15 protein-coding genes are annotated in these 17,960 nt (G+C 64.6%); 1 reads left to right on the top strand and 14 read right to left on the bottom strand.

Annotation, left to right across the window (positions count from 1 at the left end):
* Positions 1–22: 22 nt before the first annotated feature.
* From EJ069_RS16095 to otnK, 13 genes are all read right to left on the bottom strand, one after another.
* On the bottom strand, positions 23–2,200 hold the full coding sequence (locus tag EJ069_RS16095; protein WP_189476411.1) for an alpha-ketoacid dehydrogenase subunit alpha/beta: 2,178 nt from the start codon (positions 2,198–2,200) through the stop codon (positions 23–25).
* Between the two features lie 24 nt (positions 2,201–2,224).
* Positions 2,225–3,739 carry a 3-hydroxyacyl-CoA dehydrogenase gene (locus EJ069_RS16090; RefSeq protein ID WP_245491099.1) on the bottom strand — a complete coding sequence of 505 codons (1,515 nt, stop codon included), beginning with the start codon at positions 3,737–3,739 and terminating at the stop codon, positions 2,225–2,227.
* A gap of 19 nt (positions 3,740–3,758) precedes the next feature.
* Positions 3,759–4,550, bottom strand: a complete 792-nt coding sequence (locus EJ069_RS16085) for an enoyl-CoA hydratase-related protein (protein WP_126062130.1) — start codon at positions 4,548–4,550, stop codon at positions 3,759–3,761.
* A gap of 316 nt (positions 4,551–4,866) precedes the next feature.
* Complete coding sequence (locus EJ069_RS16080; protein WP_126062129.1) at positions 4,867–6,534, bottom strand: N,N-dimethylformamidase beta subunit family domain-containing protein; 1,668 nt, start codon at positions 6,532–6,534, stop codon at positions 4,867–4,869.
* Positions 6,535–6,571: 37 nt separating this feature from the next.
* Positions 6,572–7,417 carry an SMP-30/gluconolactonase/LRE family protein gene (locus EJ069_RS16075; protein WP_126062128.1) on the bottom strand — a complete coding sequence of 282 codons (846 nt, stop codon included), beginning with the start codon at positions 7,415–7,417 and terminating at the stop codon, positions 6,572–6,574.
* Positions 7,418–7,440: 23 nt separating this feature from the next.
* A complete protein-coding gene (locus EJ069_RS16070) occupies positions 7,441–8,460 on the bottom strand; it encodes an ABC transporter ATP-binding protein (RefSeq protein WP_245456604.1) in 1,020 nt (339 codons plus the stop codon).
* 2 nt (positions 8,461–8,462) lie between these two features.
* Positions 8,463–9,449 carry an ABC transporter ATP-binding protein gene (locus EJ069_RS16065; protein WP_126062127.1) on the bottom strand — a complete coding sequence of 329 codons (987 nt, stop codon included), beginning with the start codon at positions 9,447–9,449 and terminating at the stop codon, positions 8,463–8,465.
* On the bottom strand, positions 9,446–10,207 hold the full coding sequence (locus EJ069_RS16060; protein ID WP_245456678.1) for an ABC transporter permease: 762 nt from the start codon (positions 10,205–10,207) through the stop codon (positions 9,446–9,448). The genes EJ069_RS16065 and EJ069_RS16060 overlap by 4 nt, the downstream gene beginning before the upstream one ends.
* 71 nt (positions 10,208–10,278) lie before the next feature.
* Positions 10,279–11,292, bottom strand: coding sequence for an ABC transporter permease (locus tag EJ069_RS16055; protein ID WP_126062125.1), 1,014 nt, complete (start codon positions 11,290–11,292; stop codon positions 10,279–10,281).
* Positions 11,293–11,325: 33 nt separating this feature from the next.
* Positions 11,326–12,858: an ABC transporter substrate-binding protein gene (locus EJ069_RS16050; RefSeq protein ID WP_126062124.1), complete on the bottom strand. Its 1,533-nt coding sequence runs from the start codon at positions 12,856–12,858 to the stop codon at positions 11,326–11,328.
* Between the two features lie 170 nt (positions 12,859–13,028).
* Complete coding sequence (locus EJ069_RS16045; protein ID WP_126062123.1) at positions 13,029–13,739, bottom strand: GntR family transcriptional regulator; 711 nt, start codon at positions 13,737–13,739, stop codon at positions 13,029–13,031.
* A 127-nt stretch (positions 13,740–13,866) separates the two neighbouring features.
* Positions 13,867–14,511 (bottom strand): class II aldolase/adducin family protein, encoded by a 645-nt coding sequence (locus EJ069_RS16040; RefSeq protein ID WP_126064754.1) that lies wholly within the window; start codon positions 14,509–14,511, stop codon positions 13,867–13,869.
* A gap of 7 nt (positions 14,512–14,518) precedes the next feature.
* Positions 14,519–15,796: a 3-oxo-tetronate kinase gene (gene otnK, locus EJ069_RS16035; RefSeq protein ID WP_126062122.1), complete on the bottom strand. Its 1,278-nt coding sequence runs from the start codon at positions 15,794–15,796 to the stop codon at positions 14,519–14,521.
* A 105-nt stretch (positions 15,797–15,901) separates the two neighbouring features.
* Between otnK and EJ069_RS16030 the strand changes: the two genes are divergently transcribed.
* Entirely contained in the window at positions 15,902–17,134 is a 1,233-nt protein-coding gene (locus EJ069_RS16030; RefSeq protein ID WP_126062121.1) for an aminotransferase class III-fold pyridoxal phosphate-dependent enzyme, read from the top strand.
* 6 nt (positions 17,135–17,140) lie between these two features.
* On the opposite strand, the gene EJ069_RS16025 is transcribed toward EJ069_RS16030, so the two are convergent.
* Complete coding sequence (locus EJ069_RS16025) at positions 17,141–17,818, bottom strand: GntR family transcriptional regulator (RefSeq protein WP_126062120.1); 678 nt, start codon at positions 17,816–17,818, stop codon at positions 17,141–17,143.
* Between the last annotated feature and the right edge of the window lie 142 nt (positions 17,819–17,960).

Genomic DNA, 17,960 nt, shown 5'->3' with positions numbered 1-17,960 from the left:
GCTCCTTCTGGCATTTTTCAGTTCAGGCACTTTGGGCAAGCAACTCCATCGCCTCGCGCAACCTCTCGGCGGATCCCAGCGCGGCTCTGTTCAAGACGGCCGACACAACGGGCGCCGAAAGGCTGCCGGTGACGTGGAGTATTTCGTGGTCGAGGTCGTCGAAGGCGCGTGCCTGGATCTCGGCGATCCAATGGCGGCCAAGCGAAAGGCCGCTCGCGACCTGTTCGACGATGATGACCCGGTTTGTCTTGGCAATGGACGACAGCACGAGAGGCCAGTCGGTCGTGAGCTGACCGATGCTGCGCATGTCGATGATCTCGGCGTCGATGCCGGTTTCCTCCGCGACCTTCACTGCGGTGTGGACCATGACGGATGTCGCGAGAACCGTGCAGGCGCTGCCGGACCGGACAACCTTGGCCTTGCCGAGCGGGATGCAGTAGTCGCGCTCGTTGTGCGGAACCAGGCTTTCGCGCTGATAAAATTCGACATGTTCGATGATCGCGACCGGGTCATTGGTCTTCAGCGCCGTGTTCAGCAGTCCGACATAATCGAACGCATTCGTCGGCGAGACCACGTGCCAGCCGGGGAACATTCTGAACAGCGCCGCCGGGTCGCTCGAATGCTGCGAGCCGTAGCCGGTGTGCGGGGAGACGCGCACTCGCATGATGAGAGGCACCGGAAATCCGTCGCCGAACATGTGCCTGACTTTGGCGATGCCGTTGGCGATCTGATCGGCAGCGACGAAGCAGAAATCGCCGAACATGATTTCGACGATGGGCCGCAGCCCGCGCAGCGCGGCGCCGAGCGCCACTCCGGTGAAGCCGTTCTCGGCGATCGGCATGGCCAGCACGCGACCGGGAAACTGCTCGAGGGCGGAGCGGGTAAAGCCGCTCACCCCGCCGCGCAAGCGATGGACGTCCTCGCCGAGTACGATGATGTTCGGGTCTGCGGCCATCGCCGCGCCCAGAGCCTCGCCAGCGGCAGTGACAAAACGAGCCTTGACCAGTTGCTCAGGGGCAAAGTCTTCGATCTCGCGATAATTCAGCCCTTGGGCTTCGGCGGGAGACGCCAGGATGCCACTGTCGACGGATTGCGCGGCAGGCCAGAGGCCGTCCGGGATGCGAAGCTGGTTGGTGCCTGGCGCCGTTTCGGTCAAACGGTTGGCGGCGGACTGGACGATCGCCGTCACGCGCTCATCGATCAGCGCCAGCGCGGCGCTGTCGAGAATCCCCAATTTGCCGAGGCGCGACTCCGCCAGGCGAAGCGGATCGCGCTTAAGCCATTCCTGCTCTTCTTCCTTGCTCCGATAGCCAAATTCGCTTCCGGCCTTGCTGCCGCTCTGATGGAAGTATCGATAGCATTTCGCCTCGATCACGACAGGTCCGCGTCCCGCGCGGATCGTCTCTATGGCGTCAGACATGGCGCGATGCACCGCGACCACATCCATGCCGTCGCACTCGATGCCGGTAAAGCCGAGCATTGGACCGCGCGAGGCGATGCGGGGTTCCGCCGTCACGTCGCCGATATGTGTCGCCACGGCGTAGAGATTGTTCTCGACGAAGAAGATGACGGGCAGCTTGTAAGCGGCCGCGATGTTCATCGATTCATACGCTGCGCCCTGCAGCGAGGCGCCGTCGCCGAAGAAAGCGACCGAAATTCCGTCCCTGCCGAGGATGTCGTCGGCAAGCGCGTATCCGACGGCATGGGGGATGTTGCCGCCGACGATGGCGCTGGTGCCGGCCACGCCGGACTCGGCGTGGCGCATATGCATGGAGCCGCCGCGGCCGCCGCAGTAGCCCGGCGAAAGACCCATAATTTCCGCCATGAATCGGTACACGGCGTCGTTCATCGGCGGTGTGAAATCCTGGTTCAGTATGTCGAAATCCGGCTCGGTCTGCGCATTGACCAGCTTGGTCAGCACCTGGTGATGGGCCCGATGCGTGCCGTTGATCTGATCGCAGGCGCGCAACATTGAAACCGCTCCCACGGCCGCCGCTTCCTGGCCGATGCTGGCATGAGCGGGGCCATGGATGAGCCCGGCCTTCTCCAGGTCGAGAATCTTTTCCTCGAAGCGTCGGATCAGCTTCATCTGGGCATACAGGCGAACGAGATCGCTGGCGGGCAGGCTCGACCAGTCGGACTCGTCGGCCTCGATCCGGTACCACGGCGCCGAAGGCTTCAACTCATGCTTTTGGACCAACTCTACTCCTCCCCGGCCTGTCTATTATTCCAGCGCCAATCCCAATTCCGCGCGCCGGCGCAGCCACAGGCTTGCGCGATAGCGAGGATCCCGGGTGCGCTCATGCACCGTATCCAGGATGCGCAGAATGCGGGCGGGGCCGAGCTCGTTGCCCCATTCCAGCGGCCCGTGGGGGTAGCCAAGTCCCAGCCGCACGGCAGCGTCCACGTCCGTCACGGATGCGATCTTCTGCTCGACGATCTCGCAGCCGATGTTGACGATCATCGCCACGACGCGCTGGCACACCGCGCCGCAGCTGTCGTTCACCAGCGTCGCCTTGCGGCCGGTACTCTCGACGAGGGCGACGGCGGCCTTGCCGGCTGTTTCCGACGTCGCCGCGGACGCGACTAGCGTCACATGACAGTCCAGGCCGAAATAGGGATCGAAGCCGACGCACAGTGACGGCGGCAGGCCGAGACGCCGTGCTGCGCCGGCGACATCCTCGCCCTCCAATCCAACGAGGACGAGATCGTACTGCCCAGGCGCCAGAGCGTCGGGATCCACGGCCGCCGCGTCGGTCGACGCGACCATCTTTCGGATATCGGCCGCGTCATTGTCCGCCAGCACGGCGACGCATTTCGGAATTACCGCGGTGTCGGCCGCTTGCGCAGTGTTCAGCGGCGCTGCCTGCCGGTTGGGGTCGTAGCTGTAGAAACCGCGCCCCGTCTTGCGGCCGAGCAGACCTGCCGCCACACGCTGGGCAGCAATCCCGGAAGGTCGGTAGCGCGGGTCCTGGTAGAACTGGGTGTAGATGCTTTCCATGACCGGGTGCGAAACGTCGAGGCCGGTCAGGTCCATCAATTCGAACGGCCCCATCTTGAAGCCGGCGGCATCGCGCAGGATCGCATCGATCTCGCCGATCGAGGCTACGCCTTCGCGCAGCATCGCCAAGGCTTCTGTGCCAAAGGCGCGCCCGGCATGGTTAACGATGAAGCCGGGGGTGTCTGCCGCAATTACCGGACGATGGCCGAAGCGCGCGGCCAGATCGACCAGTGCGCGCTCCACCTCGGGTGAAGTGTGCGCGCCAGAGATGACCTCGACCAGCTTCATCACCGGCACGGGATTAAAGAAATGGTAGCCGGCGACCCGCTGCGGCCGCTCAGCCGCTGACGCGATCGCCGTCACCGAGAGGGAAGAGGTGTTAGTCGCGATGATCGCGTCGGCCCCCACGATCTTCTCCAATGCCTCGATGAGCCGGCGTTTGGGTTCGATTTGTTCGATGATGGCTTCCACGACCAGATCGGCGCCAGCCAGATGATCGAGGGTTTCGACAGGCGTTATGCGCGCAAGCAGCTTCTCGACAAAATCCGCGCTGACCTTGCCCGCTACGGCCCGCGCTCGCTGGCGCGACGCGATCTGCTCGACGGCGGCGGCCGCCTTTCCGGGTGCTTCATCGACGATCATCACGTCGATACCTGACGCTGCCAGGACTTCGGCGATGCCGGAGCCCATCACTCCGGCGCCCACGACGCCGGCTTTTTCGATCGGACTTGTCGACACCCCTCCCGTGCTAGCCAAGTCAGCGCCCCTTGAATGAGGGCTTGCGCTTCTCAAGGAAGGCGGCGACGCCTTCCCGCTTGTCGGCGGTGTCGAAAAGCAGCTGGAAGCCCTTGCGTTCCAGCCTCAACGCCGTTTCCAGCGGGGCGTCCTCTCCGTTGATCACAGCTTCCTTGATCTGCTCGACGGCCAGGGGCGGGAGCCGGCTGATCTTCTGCGCGATCAGGAGCGCCTGCTCCAAGGCCTTGCCCTCGTCCGTCAGGGTGCTGACAAGACCGGCACGCTCGGCATCTTCCGCCGAAAACATATCGCCGGTGAGAACGAGCATCAGCGTCTTGTATTTGCCGATCGCCCGCAGCATCCGCTGGGTGCCGCCGGCGCCCGGCATCAAGCCGAGCTTCACCTCGGGCTGCCCGAATGTGGCTGTCCGAGCGGCAACGATGATATCGGCGTGCATGGCAAGTTCGCAGCCGCCGCCGAGCGCGAAGCCTTCGACCGCGGCGAGGACTGGTTTCGGGCATCTGGCGATCACGTCCCAATAGCGATGGGTGCGCTGCAGAAGCATGTCGGCCGAGCCGAGCTTTTCGAAGGCCTTGATTTCGGCTCCCGCGACGAAGTTGCCACCGCGCCCAGCGATCACGATAGCCCGGATTTCCGGATCCTCCGAAAAGCCGACGACCGCGGCGGCCAGCTTCTCGCGCACCTCCAGATTGAGTGCATTGCGCAATTCAGGTCGATTGATCTCGACCAGCCCCACATTCTCGACGGGGCGGCTCTCGATGACGACGAGAGATTGATCGTTCGTTGAGCTCATTAGTGCCCAGAAATCAGAGAGTGGAATTTAATTTCAAATCTGCTTGACTATAGTCAGTAGCCGCGAGGGCCGCAAGCGTATTGTTCGATGCGCCGGTGCGGACCCGGACGGGTTTGAGCGGCGGGCCGGCTAGCCGGCAGGGGACTTCTCCTGAGTGCCAAGCCGCTTTCAGGTCGTGGCCCAGGTCGTCGGTCGGTCACCGAAAAAATATTCGGGTGTCCGCGCGTGCGGGAGCGCAATGGTCAGGCGAAATCGGAAAGCAGAGCGGCGCCTGCTCTGCCTTCCGAGGATCAAAACGACGGTCCGCCGCGCCACGTCATGCGTTGGTGAAACGGTCGAGGACGTTGCGGGTGATCTGCTCGGTGAAGCGGTCGCCGCGCTTGAGGCCCATGACCCATTCGCAGGTCGCGGCGGTCAGCACTTCGCCCTTGCCGCGCGTCATGTGCACCATCATGCCGGCGCCGTATTTGTAGCGGGCAAGCCCTTCCGGCGTCACCTCGCCGGTGACGCATTTCACCAGGCCCTCATGGTCGCTGCTGCGGACGTAATAGCGGAAGCCTTCGCCGTCCGGCTCGTCCTCGGCAAGCACCGCCGGCGCCATGGCGAGGATCTCGATCGTTTCCGGCTGACCGTCGACCGGGACAGGGTAGGGGAGGCCATGCCTGAATGTGTAGTCGAGACCGTCGACCTCGTAGGCGAAGATGCGCTCCTTGTCGCCGAAGATGTCGGCATAATGCAACCCGGTGCGGGCAAACACCCAGTGCTCCGGACGGTAGACGGTGAAGCCTTTCTGGCCGTGCGGCGCGAAGCCGCCCCAGGACGCGTAGAGCCCATGCAATCCGTTGACGCCGACGGTCGAGGCGCCCGGCCAGGCGACATCCTTATCTTCCCATGCGGTCGACAGCAGATGCGCCTTGTCGGTGCCGGCGACGGGATCATTGTTGATGGCGTTGAACTTGTGGCAGATCTGGCGCTTGCCGTCATCCTCCAGGCGGATCTGCCAGAGGAAGTTGGCGCCGAAGCGCGCAAGCCTGCCGCCGCGTTCGACATAGGCTTCGATCGCCAGTCGCATCTCGCGGGTCCAGTATTCGTCGTGACCGACAATGGTCAGGCATGGATAAGCATCGAGGAGCTCCGGCCTAAAGTGCAGGTCGGTCTGCGTAATCATGTCAAGCTCGTAATCTTCCTTCTCCGCCCATAGTACGAAGTGTCGATCGAACTGCGCCCAGCCGGCGGCGGCGTAATACTGGCCGAAGCCGTTGGCATAGGCCCATTCCTTCATAGGGTAGCGCGGCGCGTCGCCGAATTCCGGCAGCGGGTCGGCACAGATGCGCGGCGCGCCGGGCGGCAGCCAGACGACGCCGCGGGTCCATGGGCGCTCGAGCGAAAGCACGGGCGAAGGCTGGTCCTTGCCCGGACCGGCAACGCCGAAATAGTGGTTGGCGCCGCCGAAGTCGTTATAGGCGGTCCAGGTGCCGGTCGGCAGGATCATCAGGATCTTGGCGCGGCGCGTGGCCGCCGTCGGCCGCACGACGAAGAAGTGATGCTGGACGAACTTGCCGCCATTGGCGCGGGCGCAGGTCGAGACGACCCGGTAGAAGCCCGAGCGCAGATCGGCCGGAAGACGCCAGCGGTGGCTCACCGGCCAGCCGCATCCGGAGCGGTATGCATCCGCCGGCGTCGGCGCGAAGGCGCCGGCGATATCCTCGACCTTGTGGACGGTTTCCGGCCGATAGCCGTCGCGGTAGATCTCTAGCGTCCATTTCGGCGCGGTGGTCGAGGAATGGAAGACGACCTCGTCGCCCGGGTCATAGGACATCGTGTCCGTGTAGGTATAGACCTCGGGCAGGGCAGGGTCGCCGCGCGGCGCCTCATACCAGGGATTGGAGTGCCAGTGCTCGTCGGCGGGCATCGCCCAGGCCTTGCGCGGGCGGATGTTGACGGGGCCGAGTTCGGGCGGAACGAAATCATCTTCACGGGACATGGGCTTACTCGTTCGAGGATGGTCTGGGAGGCGTTGGTCAAAGAGCGTAGGAGACGAGCTGGCCTGGCAGGCCGAGCGTCACCCAGAGCCGGCCGTCACGGACGCAGCAATTGGTCGGGTCGCTGCCTTGGCCGCAATCGATCATCTCGACCAGCCGACCTGATGTGTCGAGGATCGCGACCCGGTCGCCGGTGCTGCCGGTGACGTAGAGCAGGCCGTCATGGCAGACCATGCCGTCGGGGTTGAAGCGGCCGTCGAAACGAACCCATTCGCTCATCGCGCCAACACTGCCGCCGTTCCAGTCGAAGCGCAGCAGACGATGCTCCATGGTGATGCCGACGATCAGCGAGCCGTCGGGATGGAAGACAAGCCCGTTCGGGAAGCCGGTCATCTTGGCCAGCGCGCGGACCTTCCGGTCCTGTCCCGCCGCAAGCAACTGCCCGCCATGATAGGCCGCGTCGTCGGCGCCGAACACCTCCCAGTTCTGCGGATCGGTGAACACGATCTCGCCCTGCGGCGTGAAGATCAAATCGTTCGGCCGCGAAGGCTTTGCGCCGGGCAGTTGGTCGGCAAAATTTTCCCAGCGGCCGTCGAGCTGCAGGCGCTGGATGCAGCCGGGGATCATCGGGGCGGCAAAATGCAGCGTCTCCAACGATTCCGGCGCAAGCCCGCCATTGTTGCAAATGTAGAGCGCGCCGTCGGGGCCGAGCCTCATGCCATTGGGCGCGCCGGGCAGCGTGGCCAACTCGCGCACGGCGCCGTCCTTAAAGGCGCGCACCTTGGCGTGGAGCAGGTCGACGAAGGCGATCGAACCGTCCGGGAGCGCCACCGGTCCCTCCGGGAAGCCCAGGCCCGTCACATGGATTTCCTTCGATCGTTTCATTGCTCCCTCCCTTCGGTGTTCTTCTAGCTGACCACGGCCAGCCCGCGCCGCGCGCGTCCGACCTCGGCGCCGGCACGCGCCGTTTCGTCAGGCGCGAGGTGGCAGGCCGCCATCTGGCTGGTGCCGGGCATGGCGCGCAGCGGCGGCACCTTTTCCCGGCAGATGTCGCGCGCCAGATGACAGCGCGGATGAAACCTGCAGCCGGATGGCACGTCCGCCGGATTGGGCGGATCGCCGGTGAGCATGATGCGCTTCCAGCCGACCTGGCGGCGCGCGGCAAGCGTCGGCGCGGCCGACAGCAGCGCCTGCGTGTAAGGATGCAGCGGCCGCCGCATGATCTCGTCCGCCGTTCCCTGCTCGATGATGGTGCCGAGATACATAACCGCGATGCGGTCGGCGACATGCCCGATCACGTCGAGGTCATGCGAGATGATCAGGTAGGAGATGCCGCGCTTGCGCTGGATCTGCAGCATCAGGTTGACGATTTGCGCCTGGATCGACGGGTCGAGCGCCGAGGTCGGCTCGTCGGCAACGATGATCTCCGGTTCGAGCGCCAGTGCCCTTGCAATGGCGATGCGCTGCAACTGGCCGCCGGAGAACTGTCCAGGCAGCTTTTGGATGTCGATGTTCTCCAGCCCGACGAAGGACAGCAACTCGCGGATACGCGCCTCGAGCCCGGCGCCCAGCTTGACGCCATGCGTGTCGAATGGCTCGCGCATCACCTCCGCGATGGTCATGCGCGCGTTGAGCGAGGCGAGCGGATCCTGGAACACGGCCTGCAGGCGACGACGGATCGGCAGCATGCGGCGGCCGGCGAAGCCGGTCACGTCGACGCCGTCGAAGCGCACGCGCCCGTCCGTCACGTCGACCAGCTTGAGCGCCAGCCGGGCGAGAGTGGACTTGCCGCATCCACTCTCGCCCACCAGGCCCAACGTCTCTCCCTTGCCCACGGTGAGCGAAACACCGGCCACGGCCTGCACGGCGCGGCCGCCGCGGCGCTGCGAGAAGGTTTTCGAGACGGCATCAAGCTCGAGAAGCGCCATGGTCAGCTCCTCGCCGCTGCTAGAGGCATCGCCGCCTCGATCGGATGATGGCAGGCAAGCTCCACGGCACCGAATTTGCGCCGCGGCGGCTCGACGGCCTTGCAGTCGTCCTGTGCGCGCGGGCAGCGCGGATGGAAGCGGCATCCCGATGGGAAGGCGCCCAGCCCGGGCGCGCCGCCGACGATGGCGTTGAGCTCCTGCTTGGCGGGCGACTGCGAGATCATGGCGCTGGTCATCAGCGCCGCCGTGTAGGGATGCGAGGGCTGCAGCATGATGGAATCGGCTGGCCCGACCTCGGCGATGCGGCCGGCATAGAGCACGAGGATCCGGTCGGCCACCTCGGCGACCACGCCCATGTCGTGCGTGATCAGGATGATCGTCAGCGAAAGCTCGCGCTTCAATTCGGCAAGCAGTTCCAGCATCTGCGCTTTGATGGTGACATCGAGCGCCGTCGTCGGCTCGTCGGCGATCAGCAGACTCGGGCCGGCGGCCAGCGCCATCGCGATCATGGCGCGCTGTCGCATGCCGCCGCTGATCTCGTGCGGATAGGCAGAGGCGACGCGACGCGGGTCGGGAATGCGCACGCGCTCCAGCATTTCCACGGCGCGCTTTCTTGCCTCGACGCGGCCGGCAAGGCCGTGCGCGGCCAGCGTCTCAGCAATCTGATCGCCCACCGGCCAGACCGGGTTCAGCGAACTCAGCGGATCCTGATAGATGAGGCCGATCTCCGGGCCGCGCAGCTTGCGCAATTCGGCGTCGGGCCGCTTCAGCATCTCGCGGTCTTTGAAGCGGATTGAGCCGGAGACGAAGGCGGTGGGAGGCTGCAGGCCGGCGATCGACATGCCGGTCAGCGACTTGCCCGAGCCCGACTCGCCGATGATGACGAAGGTCTCGCCCGCTTCGACGTCGAAGGAAATGCCATCCACCGCGACGAGGTTCTGGCCCTCGCGCTGAAACCCGATTGCGAAGTCGCGGACCGAAAGGATCATGCGGCCCGCCTCGACGCGAGCGCGTCGCCGATCAGCGAGAAGGCGGTGGCCGTCAGCATGATCATGGTGCCGGGAAAGACCAGATACCACCAGGCCGAGCCGAAATAGGGGCGCGAGTCGCGGATCAGCAGACCCCATTCCGGCGTCGGCGAATTGGCGCCGAGGCCGAGGAAGGAGAGGGCGGTGACGGCGACCAGCGCGTAGCCGACGTCGGTGGTGACGCGCACATTCACCTCCTGGACGACGAAGGGGATGATGTGGCGGCGCAGGATGGTCATCTCGGAGACGCCGAGCGCGCGGGCGGCCTCGACATGCGGCCGCTCGCGCAGGCGTAGCACCTCGCCGCGCACCAGCCGCGCATAGCCCGGCCACCAGATGATGGCGAGCGACAGCGCCACGCTGTCGAGGCCGCGCCCTATCGAGGCGGCGACGGCCAAGGCCAGCACCAGCGCCGGGAAGCCGAAGAACAGGTCGACGATGCGCATCATCAAATTGTCGATGCCTTTGCGCGCCATGCCGGAAACCGCGCCATAGATCACGCCGAACAGCGCCGAGGCAAAGACGATGGCGATCGCCACGCCGAGCGAATAGCGGGTGCCGTAGACAACGCGAGAGAAGACGTCGCGGCCACCCTCGTCGGTGCCGAAGATATGGGCGAGGCTCGGCGGCTTCAGCCGGTCGGCCATGGCAAGCGCGATCGGGTCGTGCGGCGCGATCAGGCCGGGCAGAAGCGTGAAGGCGGCGAGGATAGCCACCATCAGCAGCGCGAGCGGCAAGAGCACGCCCTTCGGCCTCGCGATGGTCCGGCGCGCGGGCTGGGTGGAAATACTCATGGGCCGACACTCTGCACGCGCGGATCGATCACCGGATAGAGCAGGTCCATCACCAGGTTGATGATCACGAAGCCGGCTGTCGAGACGATCGCCAGCGCGATGACGGGCGAATAGTCGAAGACCTGGAAGGACTGATAGGCATAGAGACCGATGCCGGGCCAGTCGAAGATGACCTCGACCAGGATCACCCAGCTGATCATGTAGCCGAACTGCATGGTGGTCGCCGTCAGGATCGGCGACAGCGCATTGCGCAAGATGTGCTTGAACAGGATGCGGTTGGGCGAAAGGCCCTTGCCGCGCGCTGTGCGCACATAAAGCCGGCCCTGCTCCTGGATGAGGGCGGCGCGCGACAGCCGTGTGCCGACCGCAAGCAGATTGACGACGATGGTCGCGGCGGGAAGCGCCAGGTGCTTCAGGCTGGCGAGAAAGGCGGAGAGGCTGCCGGCCAGCAGGGAATCGATAAGCAGGAAGCCGCTGACTACAGGCGGCGCCGTCTCGCGGATCGGGAAGCGCGCGCCGAGCGGCAGCCAGTGCAATTTGTAGAAGAAGAAGAATTGCAGCGTCATGCCGAGCCAGAACACCGGGATGCCGGTGCCGATCATGGTGATGAGGCGGATCGCGCCGTCTACCGCGCCGCCGGGGCGGCGCGCGGCAAGCACAGCCAGCGAGAAGCTGATCGCCAGATAGAGGGCGAAGCTGACGATCAGCAGCTCCAGCGTCGCCGGCAGATACTGCTTGAGGTCGGTGCTGACGCTGCGGCGCGTGCGGATGGACTCGCCGAGGTCGCCCTTGGCGAGGCCGATCATGTAGGAGGCGAACTGCTCGGGCAGCGGTCGATCGAGACCGTGCTCGACGCGGATACGCTGCACGGCCTCCTCGGAGGCGTTCTGGCCGGCCAGGAAGGCGGCGGGATCGGCTGGAACGACACGGCTGAGGAAGAAGGTTATGACCGCGACGGCGATGAGGACGACAAGACCCCAGACCAGACGCTTGAACAGGAAGGCGATCACAACCGTGCCGTCCGCATGCTCACCCCGTTGCTGTTACTTAGCGTACATTTCCCAGAAGCGGGCGTTGATGTACTCGGCCGGGTCGATGCGGTAGCCGCCGATCCGGTCAGGCTCGGGCACCACCGTCTTCGGCCGCGCGGTCCAGATGATGTAGTGGGAGTCCACCACGATGTCGGCCGCCTGCTTGAGCAGCTTGCCGCGCTCGGTCGGGTCGGAAATCGTCGGCAGCTTGGCCACGAGGTCCTGCAGCGTCTGGTCGAAGAACTTGCCGGAATTGTAGAACCCGCCCTTGAGATAATGCGCCGCGAAGAACTTCGTCGCGTCGGATGGGCTGAGGTTGGCGTTGCCGAGCACGAAGCAGTTGCTCTTGTCGGACTTGATGGCGGTAATCGCCTCGACGAAAGGCTGCTCCTCGATCTCGACGGTGACGCCGAGCTGCTGAGCCGACGATTGGAGAACGGTCGCGGCAAAGCGGAATTCCGGGAAGCCGGCGGGCACCGAACATTTCATCTTGGCGTTGGCGAGACCCGATTTGGCAAGCGCTGCCTTGGCGCCGTCGAGATCGGTCTTGATCTCGGCCTCCTCCTTCTCCGGGCTGCCGGGGAACCAGGAGGGCACCGGGCCGCGGCCGACTTCGGCCTTGCCCTGGAAGGACTGCACCATGGCGCTGTAGTCGAACGCCTTGACCAGCGCCTCGCGGAAATCCTTGTTGTTGGTCGGCGCCAGATCCATGTTGAGGTAGATCGCCGGCCAAGCCCACAGATTGTTGCCTTCGACCAGATGGAAGCCGCTGCTGGTGCCGATGCGCAGCGCCTCGTCGAGCGGCACGAAATTGGCGAGGTCGAACTCGCCGCCTTCAACACCGCGGGCGCGGTTGGCGCCGTCGGTGACGAAGCGGTCGAGCACGCGGTCGAACGGCTTTTCCGGGAACTTGCCCCACCATTTGTCATTGCGCTTCAGCTCGATCTGGGTGCCGCGCGTCCAGGACACGAATTCGTAGGGGCCGGTGCCGTTGGCGTTCTCGTTGAACCATGCCTGGCCGAGGTCGTCCTTGTGCTTGGCGATGTCCTCGTCCGACAGCATCTCGATGCGGCTGAGATTGGAGGCGAGGAAGACGGTCGGCGCCTTAGTCTCGACCTTGACGGTCTTGGGATCGACCACGGTGACGCTGGCGATGTCGTCGACCAGATAAGATTGGCCCTGGCCGATCTTCAGCAGCCGGTCGAGCGTCGCCTTGACGTCGTTGGCATCGAAGGCGGTGCCGTCATGGAAGGTGACGCCGTCGCGCAGCTTGAAGGTCCAGACCTTGCCGTCCTGTTTCCATTCCGTTGCAAGCGCCGGCAGCAATTTGGACGGATCGGTAAGGTCGAAATCGACCAGTCGATCGTAGATGTTGCGGGTGACCGTGAACTCCCAGTTCACGTTGGCCTTGGCCGGATCGATGGTGCTCGGCTCGCCGGCATCGGCATAGACGAAGGTGGATGCGTCGGCAGCGAAGGCCGAGTAGGAGACGCCGCTGGTCAAAAGCCCGAGCGCCAGTCCCAAAATCCCATTGCGAAGCTTCATTGTTCTCCCCTTATTTTTGGTCTCCGGAAATAGAATATATCATATATGATGGAGGTCGCAAGCACGCATGTTGTGTTTCCACGCCGCGTGGCGGGCAGCAAGATGCAAGCATTGAGGCGCAAAAAGGCCTAGCCCTCATGGCTCATTAGCCCGATGTATCGGGACATTAGTCAGGGTCGCGAACGACGCGAAGGCTCTTCTTCGGCTCCTTCCTTGCTCTCGATGGCGGCGAGATGCTCGACGAATTTGCGGCCACCTTCGATCAGGTCCTGCTCGAAGGCGCGCCGCAGCGCTGCCTCGTCCTTCGCACGCAAGGCGGCGATTGCATTGACGTGCTGGTGCTGGCCTTCATAGGTCGGATGGCCATGCGGGTAGAGTAGGTTGAGCAGCGGGCCGGCCTGGATCCACAGTCTCTCGATCATCTCGATCAGATGCGGCATTTCCGATTGGCGATGCACCGCGAAGTGGAAGTCGTAATTGTACTGAAGCGCGGCCGGGTAGTCCTTGGTGCGCTCTGCTTCGATCAGCTTGTGGTGGATATCTTCGAGCGTTTTCAGGAACGGCTCGTCGATATGCGGCATTGCCTTGGCGGCCGCATAAGGTTCCAGCACGAGGCGAATGTCGCGCAGCTCCAGATATTCCTTGAGGCTGATCCGCCGCACGCGGATGTAGTAGCCCGGCTTCATCTCCAGCGCGCCATCCTTGACGAGCTGGAAGATGGCTTCGCGCACAGGCGTCTCGCTGGTGCCGAGCTGCTTTGCAAGGCCGCGGATCTTCAGCCGGTCGCCGGGATGAAGCCGCGCCGACATCAACTCCTGGCGAAGACGCAGGTAGATCTGCGAAGACAGGCTCGTCGCCTGGATCTCAGGCAGGTTCTGCATTCGTCAGCGGACTCGCTTTTCGCATCTGGCCAATGGTTCTCAAGATCACACGCCGCCGGACCTGTCCATATCGCGGGTCCGCAGCCTTTCGAGAATTTGGTTCATAAGAACCGCGTTTCCGTCTTCGCTAGCCGGGCAACAAACCCATTCCATAATTGCCGTATCGCTTGCCGACCCGCTCCATTTCCGCTTCGGGAAGCAGGGCCGGTTCGCCGACCTGCAACGCCATCAGATACTGACGCGCCAGCGTCTCCAGTTTCACCGTGGTCTGGAAGGCGGCTTCCAGCGTCTTGCCGATTGCGATCATGCCGTGATTGGCGAGCAGACAGGCGGTGCGATCCTTGAGCGCCTCGACCGCCGATGCCCCGAGCTCCATGGTGCCAAAGGTGGCGTAGCGGGCGCAGCGCACATCGGTGCCGCCGAAGGTCGCAACCATGTAGTGGAACGACGGCAGCGGCTTGCGCAGGCATCCCAGCGCCACACAGGCATCGGCATGGGTATGGATCACCGCATTGGCGACCGGGTAGGCGTCGAGGATCGCGGCGTGCATGTGCCATTCGCTCGATGGAACGCCGCCGATCATGCTGCCGTCGTCTTCGACGCGGACAAGCCTGGACGGCGTGAGATTGGCGCTGTTTGCCCCGGTAGGCGTGATCAGCATGCCGCCGGCAAGGCGGCAGCTCACATTGCCGCTGTTGCCGTGATTGAAGCCTTTGTCCTGCAGGCGCCTCACGGTGTCGACGATTGCCTGGCGAGGTGTGTCTTCGTCCATCGTCACCTCAGTGCTCCGGATGCCGCATGGATTCCAGCGTCGGCAGGAACATGTCCGGTGGCCCAAGCTTTCCGGATTTGAGGCTGAGCGCGACGATCTCGCCTTCTTCCGTTGTCGCGCGCGCGATGCCGGGCCCTTGGTAGGCGCCGATCCTCAGGCGATCTATTCCAAGCTGCTCGACAACCGATCCGGACGTCTCGCCGCCTGCGACGAGGAAGCGCCGGACGCCGCGCTTGCGCAGTTCTACGGAGAGCCGGCCAAGAATAGCCTCGGCGACACTTGCTGCGCCTTCGCGCCCATGTCTTGCCTGCGCGGTTCTGACCTGTTCCGGGCCGGCGGAGGTGGCAATCGCGATCGGACCGCCGTCGATATGCGTGCCCGACCAGCCGAGCGCCTGCTGAACCGCCGCATCGACGCTCGCGACCGCAGCGATGTCGATACGGTGCACCGGCCTTGCGTGCTCGAACGCAGTGAGCTGCTCGAGCGTGCGTTCCGCGCAACTGCCTGCCAGCACGACACCGGGGCTTTCGACCGCCGGCAGCGGCCGCTTGGGCGGCGCGTCGTCCAGCCAGCCGCGCTCACGCCAGAGCGCGGGGTAGTGGCGGATGACCGGCGCGTTGCCGGTCATCAGCGGCCAATCGACGGTGAGTGCTGCGACCGCGGCAAGATCGTCCGCATAGATGGCGTCCATGATGACGTGCCGCACGCCTTGCGCGACCAGATGGTCGAGATAAGCGCGGCGGGTGGATGGCTCTGCCCGCACGACATTGTGCGGCAACAGCCCGACGGCGAGTTTCGACTGCCGCTGCAACACGCGCACCAGGCTGGGATCGGTCATCGGGGTCAGCGGATCGTGCCGTTTCGGCGATTCCGAAACGAGCTGCGCGCCGACGAAGAGATGGCCCTGGAAGACACTGCGCGCGAGATCGCCGGAACTCGGGCAGAAGCCGGTATGCGTGGCCCGCGTCAGGGCAAGCAGGCTGTCGGCCACCGGGCCGATATTGCCGTCATCGGTGGAATCGAAGGTGGCGCAATATTTGAAGAACAGCCGTCTCGCGCCGATGTCGAGAAGCTGCTGTGCCGCGTCTTCCGATTTCCGCACGGCCTCGGCGGCGGGAACGACGCGGGTCTTTTGCGCGACGACCACGGCGGGCGAGTTGGCGAAATGGTGGACCAAGGCAGGCCTGGTCACGAAACCGCAGTCGACGCCGAGAGCCACCAGCATCGCTGCCGTTTCCATGCCGCCTGTGAGATCGTCGGCAACCACACCGATGATGGGCTGCATGTTCCTCCTGCAATCCCAACGCTATTGTGCGGGGATGATACATGATATATCGAACGCTGAAAAGCAGTCTCAGGCATCGGCTCGCACGCCGCGCGGCGGGGTTCCATGGATCAGCAGTCAAAGAACAATGACAGTATCTTGCGGGGCCGCGCGATGCGCGTCATCCCGGGAGGAATGTGGGGGCATCAAAATGCACCACGCCTGCCGGTCGGCTATCCGCAATATTTCTCACGCGCGCAAGGGTGCCGCACCTGGGATGCGGACGGACGCGAATACATCGATTTCCTCTGCGGTTGGGGGCCGATGATCCTGGGTTATGGCGATGCCGACGTCGAGGCGGCGGCCGGCAGGCAGCGGGAGCTTGGGGATGCGATGAACGGGCCGAGTGAGCGGCTCGTCGAATTGGCGGAACTGATGGTCGAGACTATCCCGCATGCCGACTGGGCGATGTTCTCCAAGAACGGCACCGACGCCACGACCGCCTGCCTGACGATCGCCCGCGCGGGCACCGGGCGCCGCAAGATCCTGGTCGCGCGGGGCGCCTATCATGGCGCCATTCCGTGGTGCTCGCCATCGGTCGCCGGCGTCACCGAGGAAGATCGCGCGCATCTTGTCCATTACGACTACAATGACGTCGAGAGCCTCGAGGCGGCGGCTGAGCAGTGCAGGGGCGATCTCGCGGCGATCCTGGTCTCTGCCTTTAAGCACGACCTTGGCAAGCCGCATGAATTGCCGACCGTGGCGTTCGCGCGAAAGGCGCGCGCGCTCGCCGACAGCGCCGATGCTGCGCTGATCGTCGACGATGTTCGTGCCGGCTTCCGCCTCGATATGGGCGGCAGTTGGGAACCGGTCGGCGTGCGGCCCGATATGGCCGCCTGGAGCAAGGCGATCGCCAACGGCCATGCGATGGCTGCCGTCACCGGCAACGACCGCTTTCGCGAAGGAGCGACACGCATCTTCACCACCGGCTCCTTCTGGACCGCCGGCGTGTCGATGGCGGCGGCGATCGCGACGATCCGGAAGCTCGGCGCCGTCGATGCGGTCGGGCATATGCGGGCCATGGGCCAGCGTTTCCGCGAGGGCCTCGACGCGCAGGCGCGCAAACACGGCGTGCCCTTGCGGCAAAGCGGGCCGGTGCAAATGCCGGTGCTTTTGTTCGAGAACGACGTGGATCGGAAGCTCGGAGAAACGTTCTGCCTGGAAGCACTCGCCGGTGGCGTCTACCTGCATCCGGCGCACACGCTGTTCCTGTCGGCTGCCCACCAGGAGGCGGATATCGACGAGGCGCTGGCGGTGACGGACGAGGCTCTGGCAGCGGTCGCGCGGCTGCAGGCCTGACAAGGCTCAGGGTGCCACGAAACCTTCGTGTCCCTGCAGGAAGCGTAGGAAATCCTCGCCGCCCAGGATGAGGTCCTGCTCCATGGCGGCGCGCGCCTTTTGCGAATTCTTTTCGCGCAGGCCCTCAATTACCGTCAGGTGCTCGGCGGCGCCGACATATTTGTGTCCACCCTCCTTGTAGAACACCGTCAGCATCGGCCCCATCGAAACCCAAAGGCTTTCGATATGCGCGACCAGCATCTCCATGCCTGAGAGCCGATAGACGGTGAAGTGGAAGTCCCGGTTGTAGCGGAATGACAGTTCCGGATCGCTGGCCCGGTCCGCCTTCTCGAACACTTTCTGGATGGCGGTCAGCTTTTCGATGTCATCCCTCGTCGCATTCTGGGCGGCGAGTCCGGCGGCAAGGCCCTCCAGCGACAGCCTTATGGTGCGCACCTCCATGTAACGCGCCAGCGTCAGCGCCGGCACGGTGACGAAGCGGCCCGAGCGCAGTTCCAGGCCGCGTTCACTGACCAGCCGCAGGCAGGCTTCGCGGACAGGGGTGACGCTGGTGCCGAGTTGGTCGGCGAGATCCTGCATCACCAGGCGCTGTCCCGGCCGGAACTGACCCGCGATCAACCCTTCGCGAAGGGCGACATAGGCGCGTGCGGACAGATTGCCTTGCTCAAGCGGCTGAATGTTCACGGCAAAGGTCTCCTCGGCTTTGTTGAGTGGCGTCTTCTGCCGGCGGTGATTCTACAAGATATAACCAATAGACGCTTTTTCTCTCCTTGTATTGTCGGCCGGCTAGAGCCGGATGACGTATCGTTGAATCGTCGCCCTGCAC

It is taken from the genome of Mesorhizobium sp. M2A.F.Ca.ET.043.05.1.1, assembly GCF_003952445.1.
In the GTDB taxonomy this organism is placed as follows: domain Bacteria; phylum Pseudomonadota; class Alphaproteobacteria; order Rhizobiales; family Rhizobiaceae; genus Mesorhizobium.
Note: the sequence above shows the minus strand (reverse complement) of the source record. Positions and strands in the feature narration are given on the sequence as shown.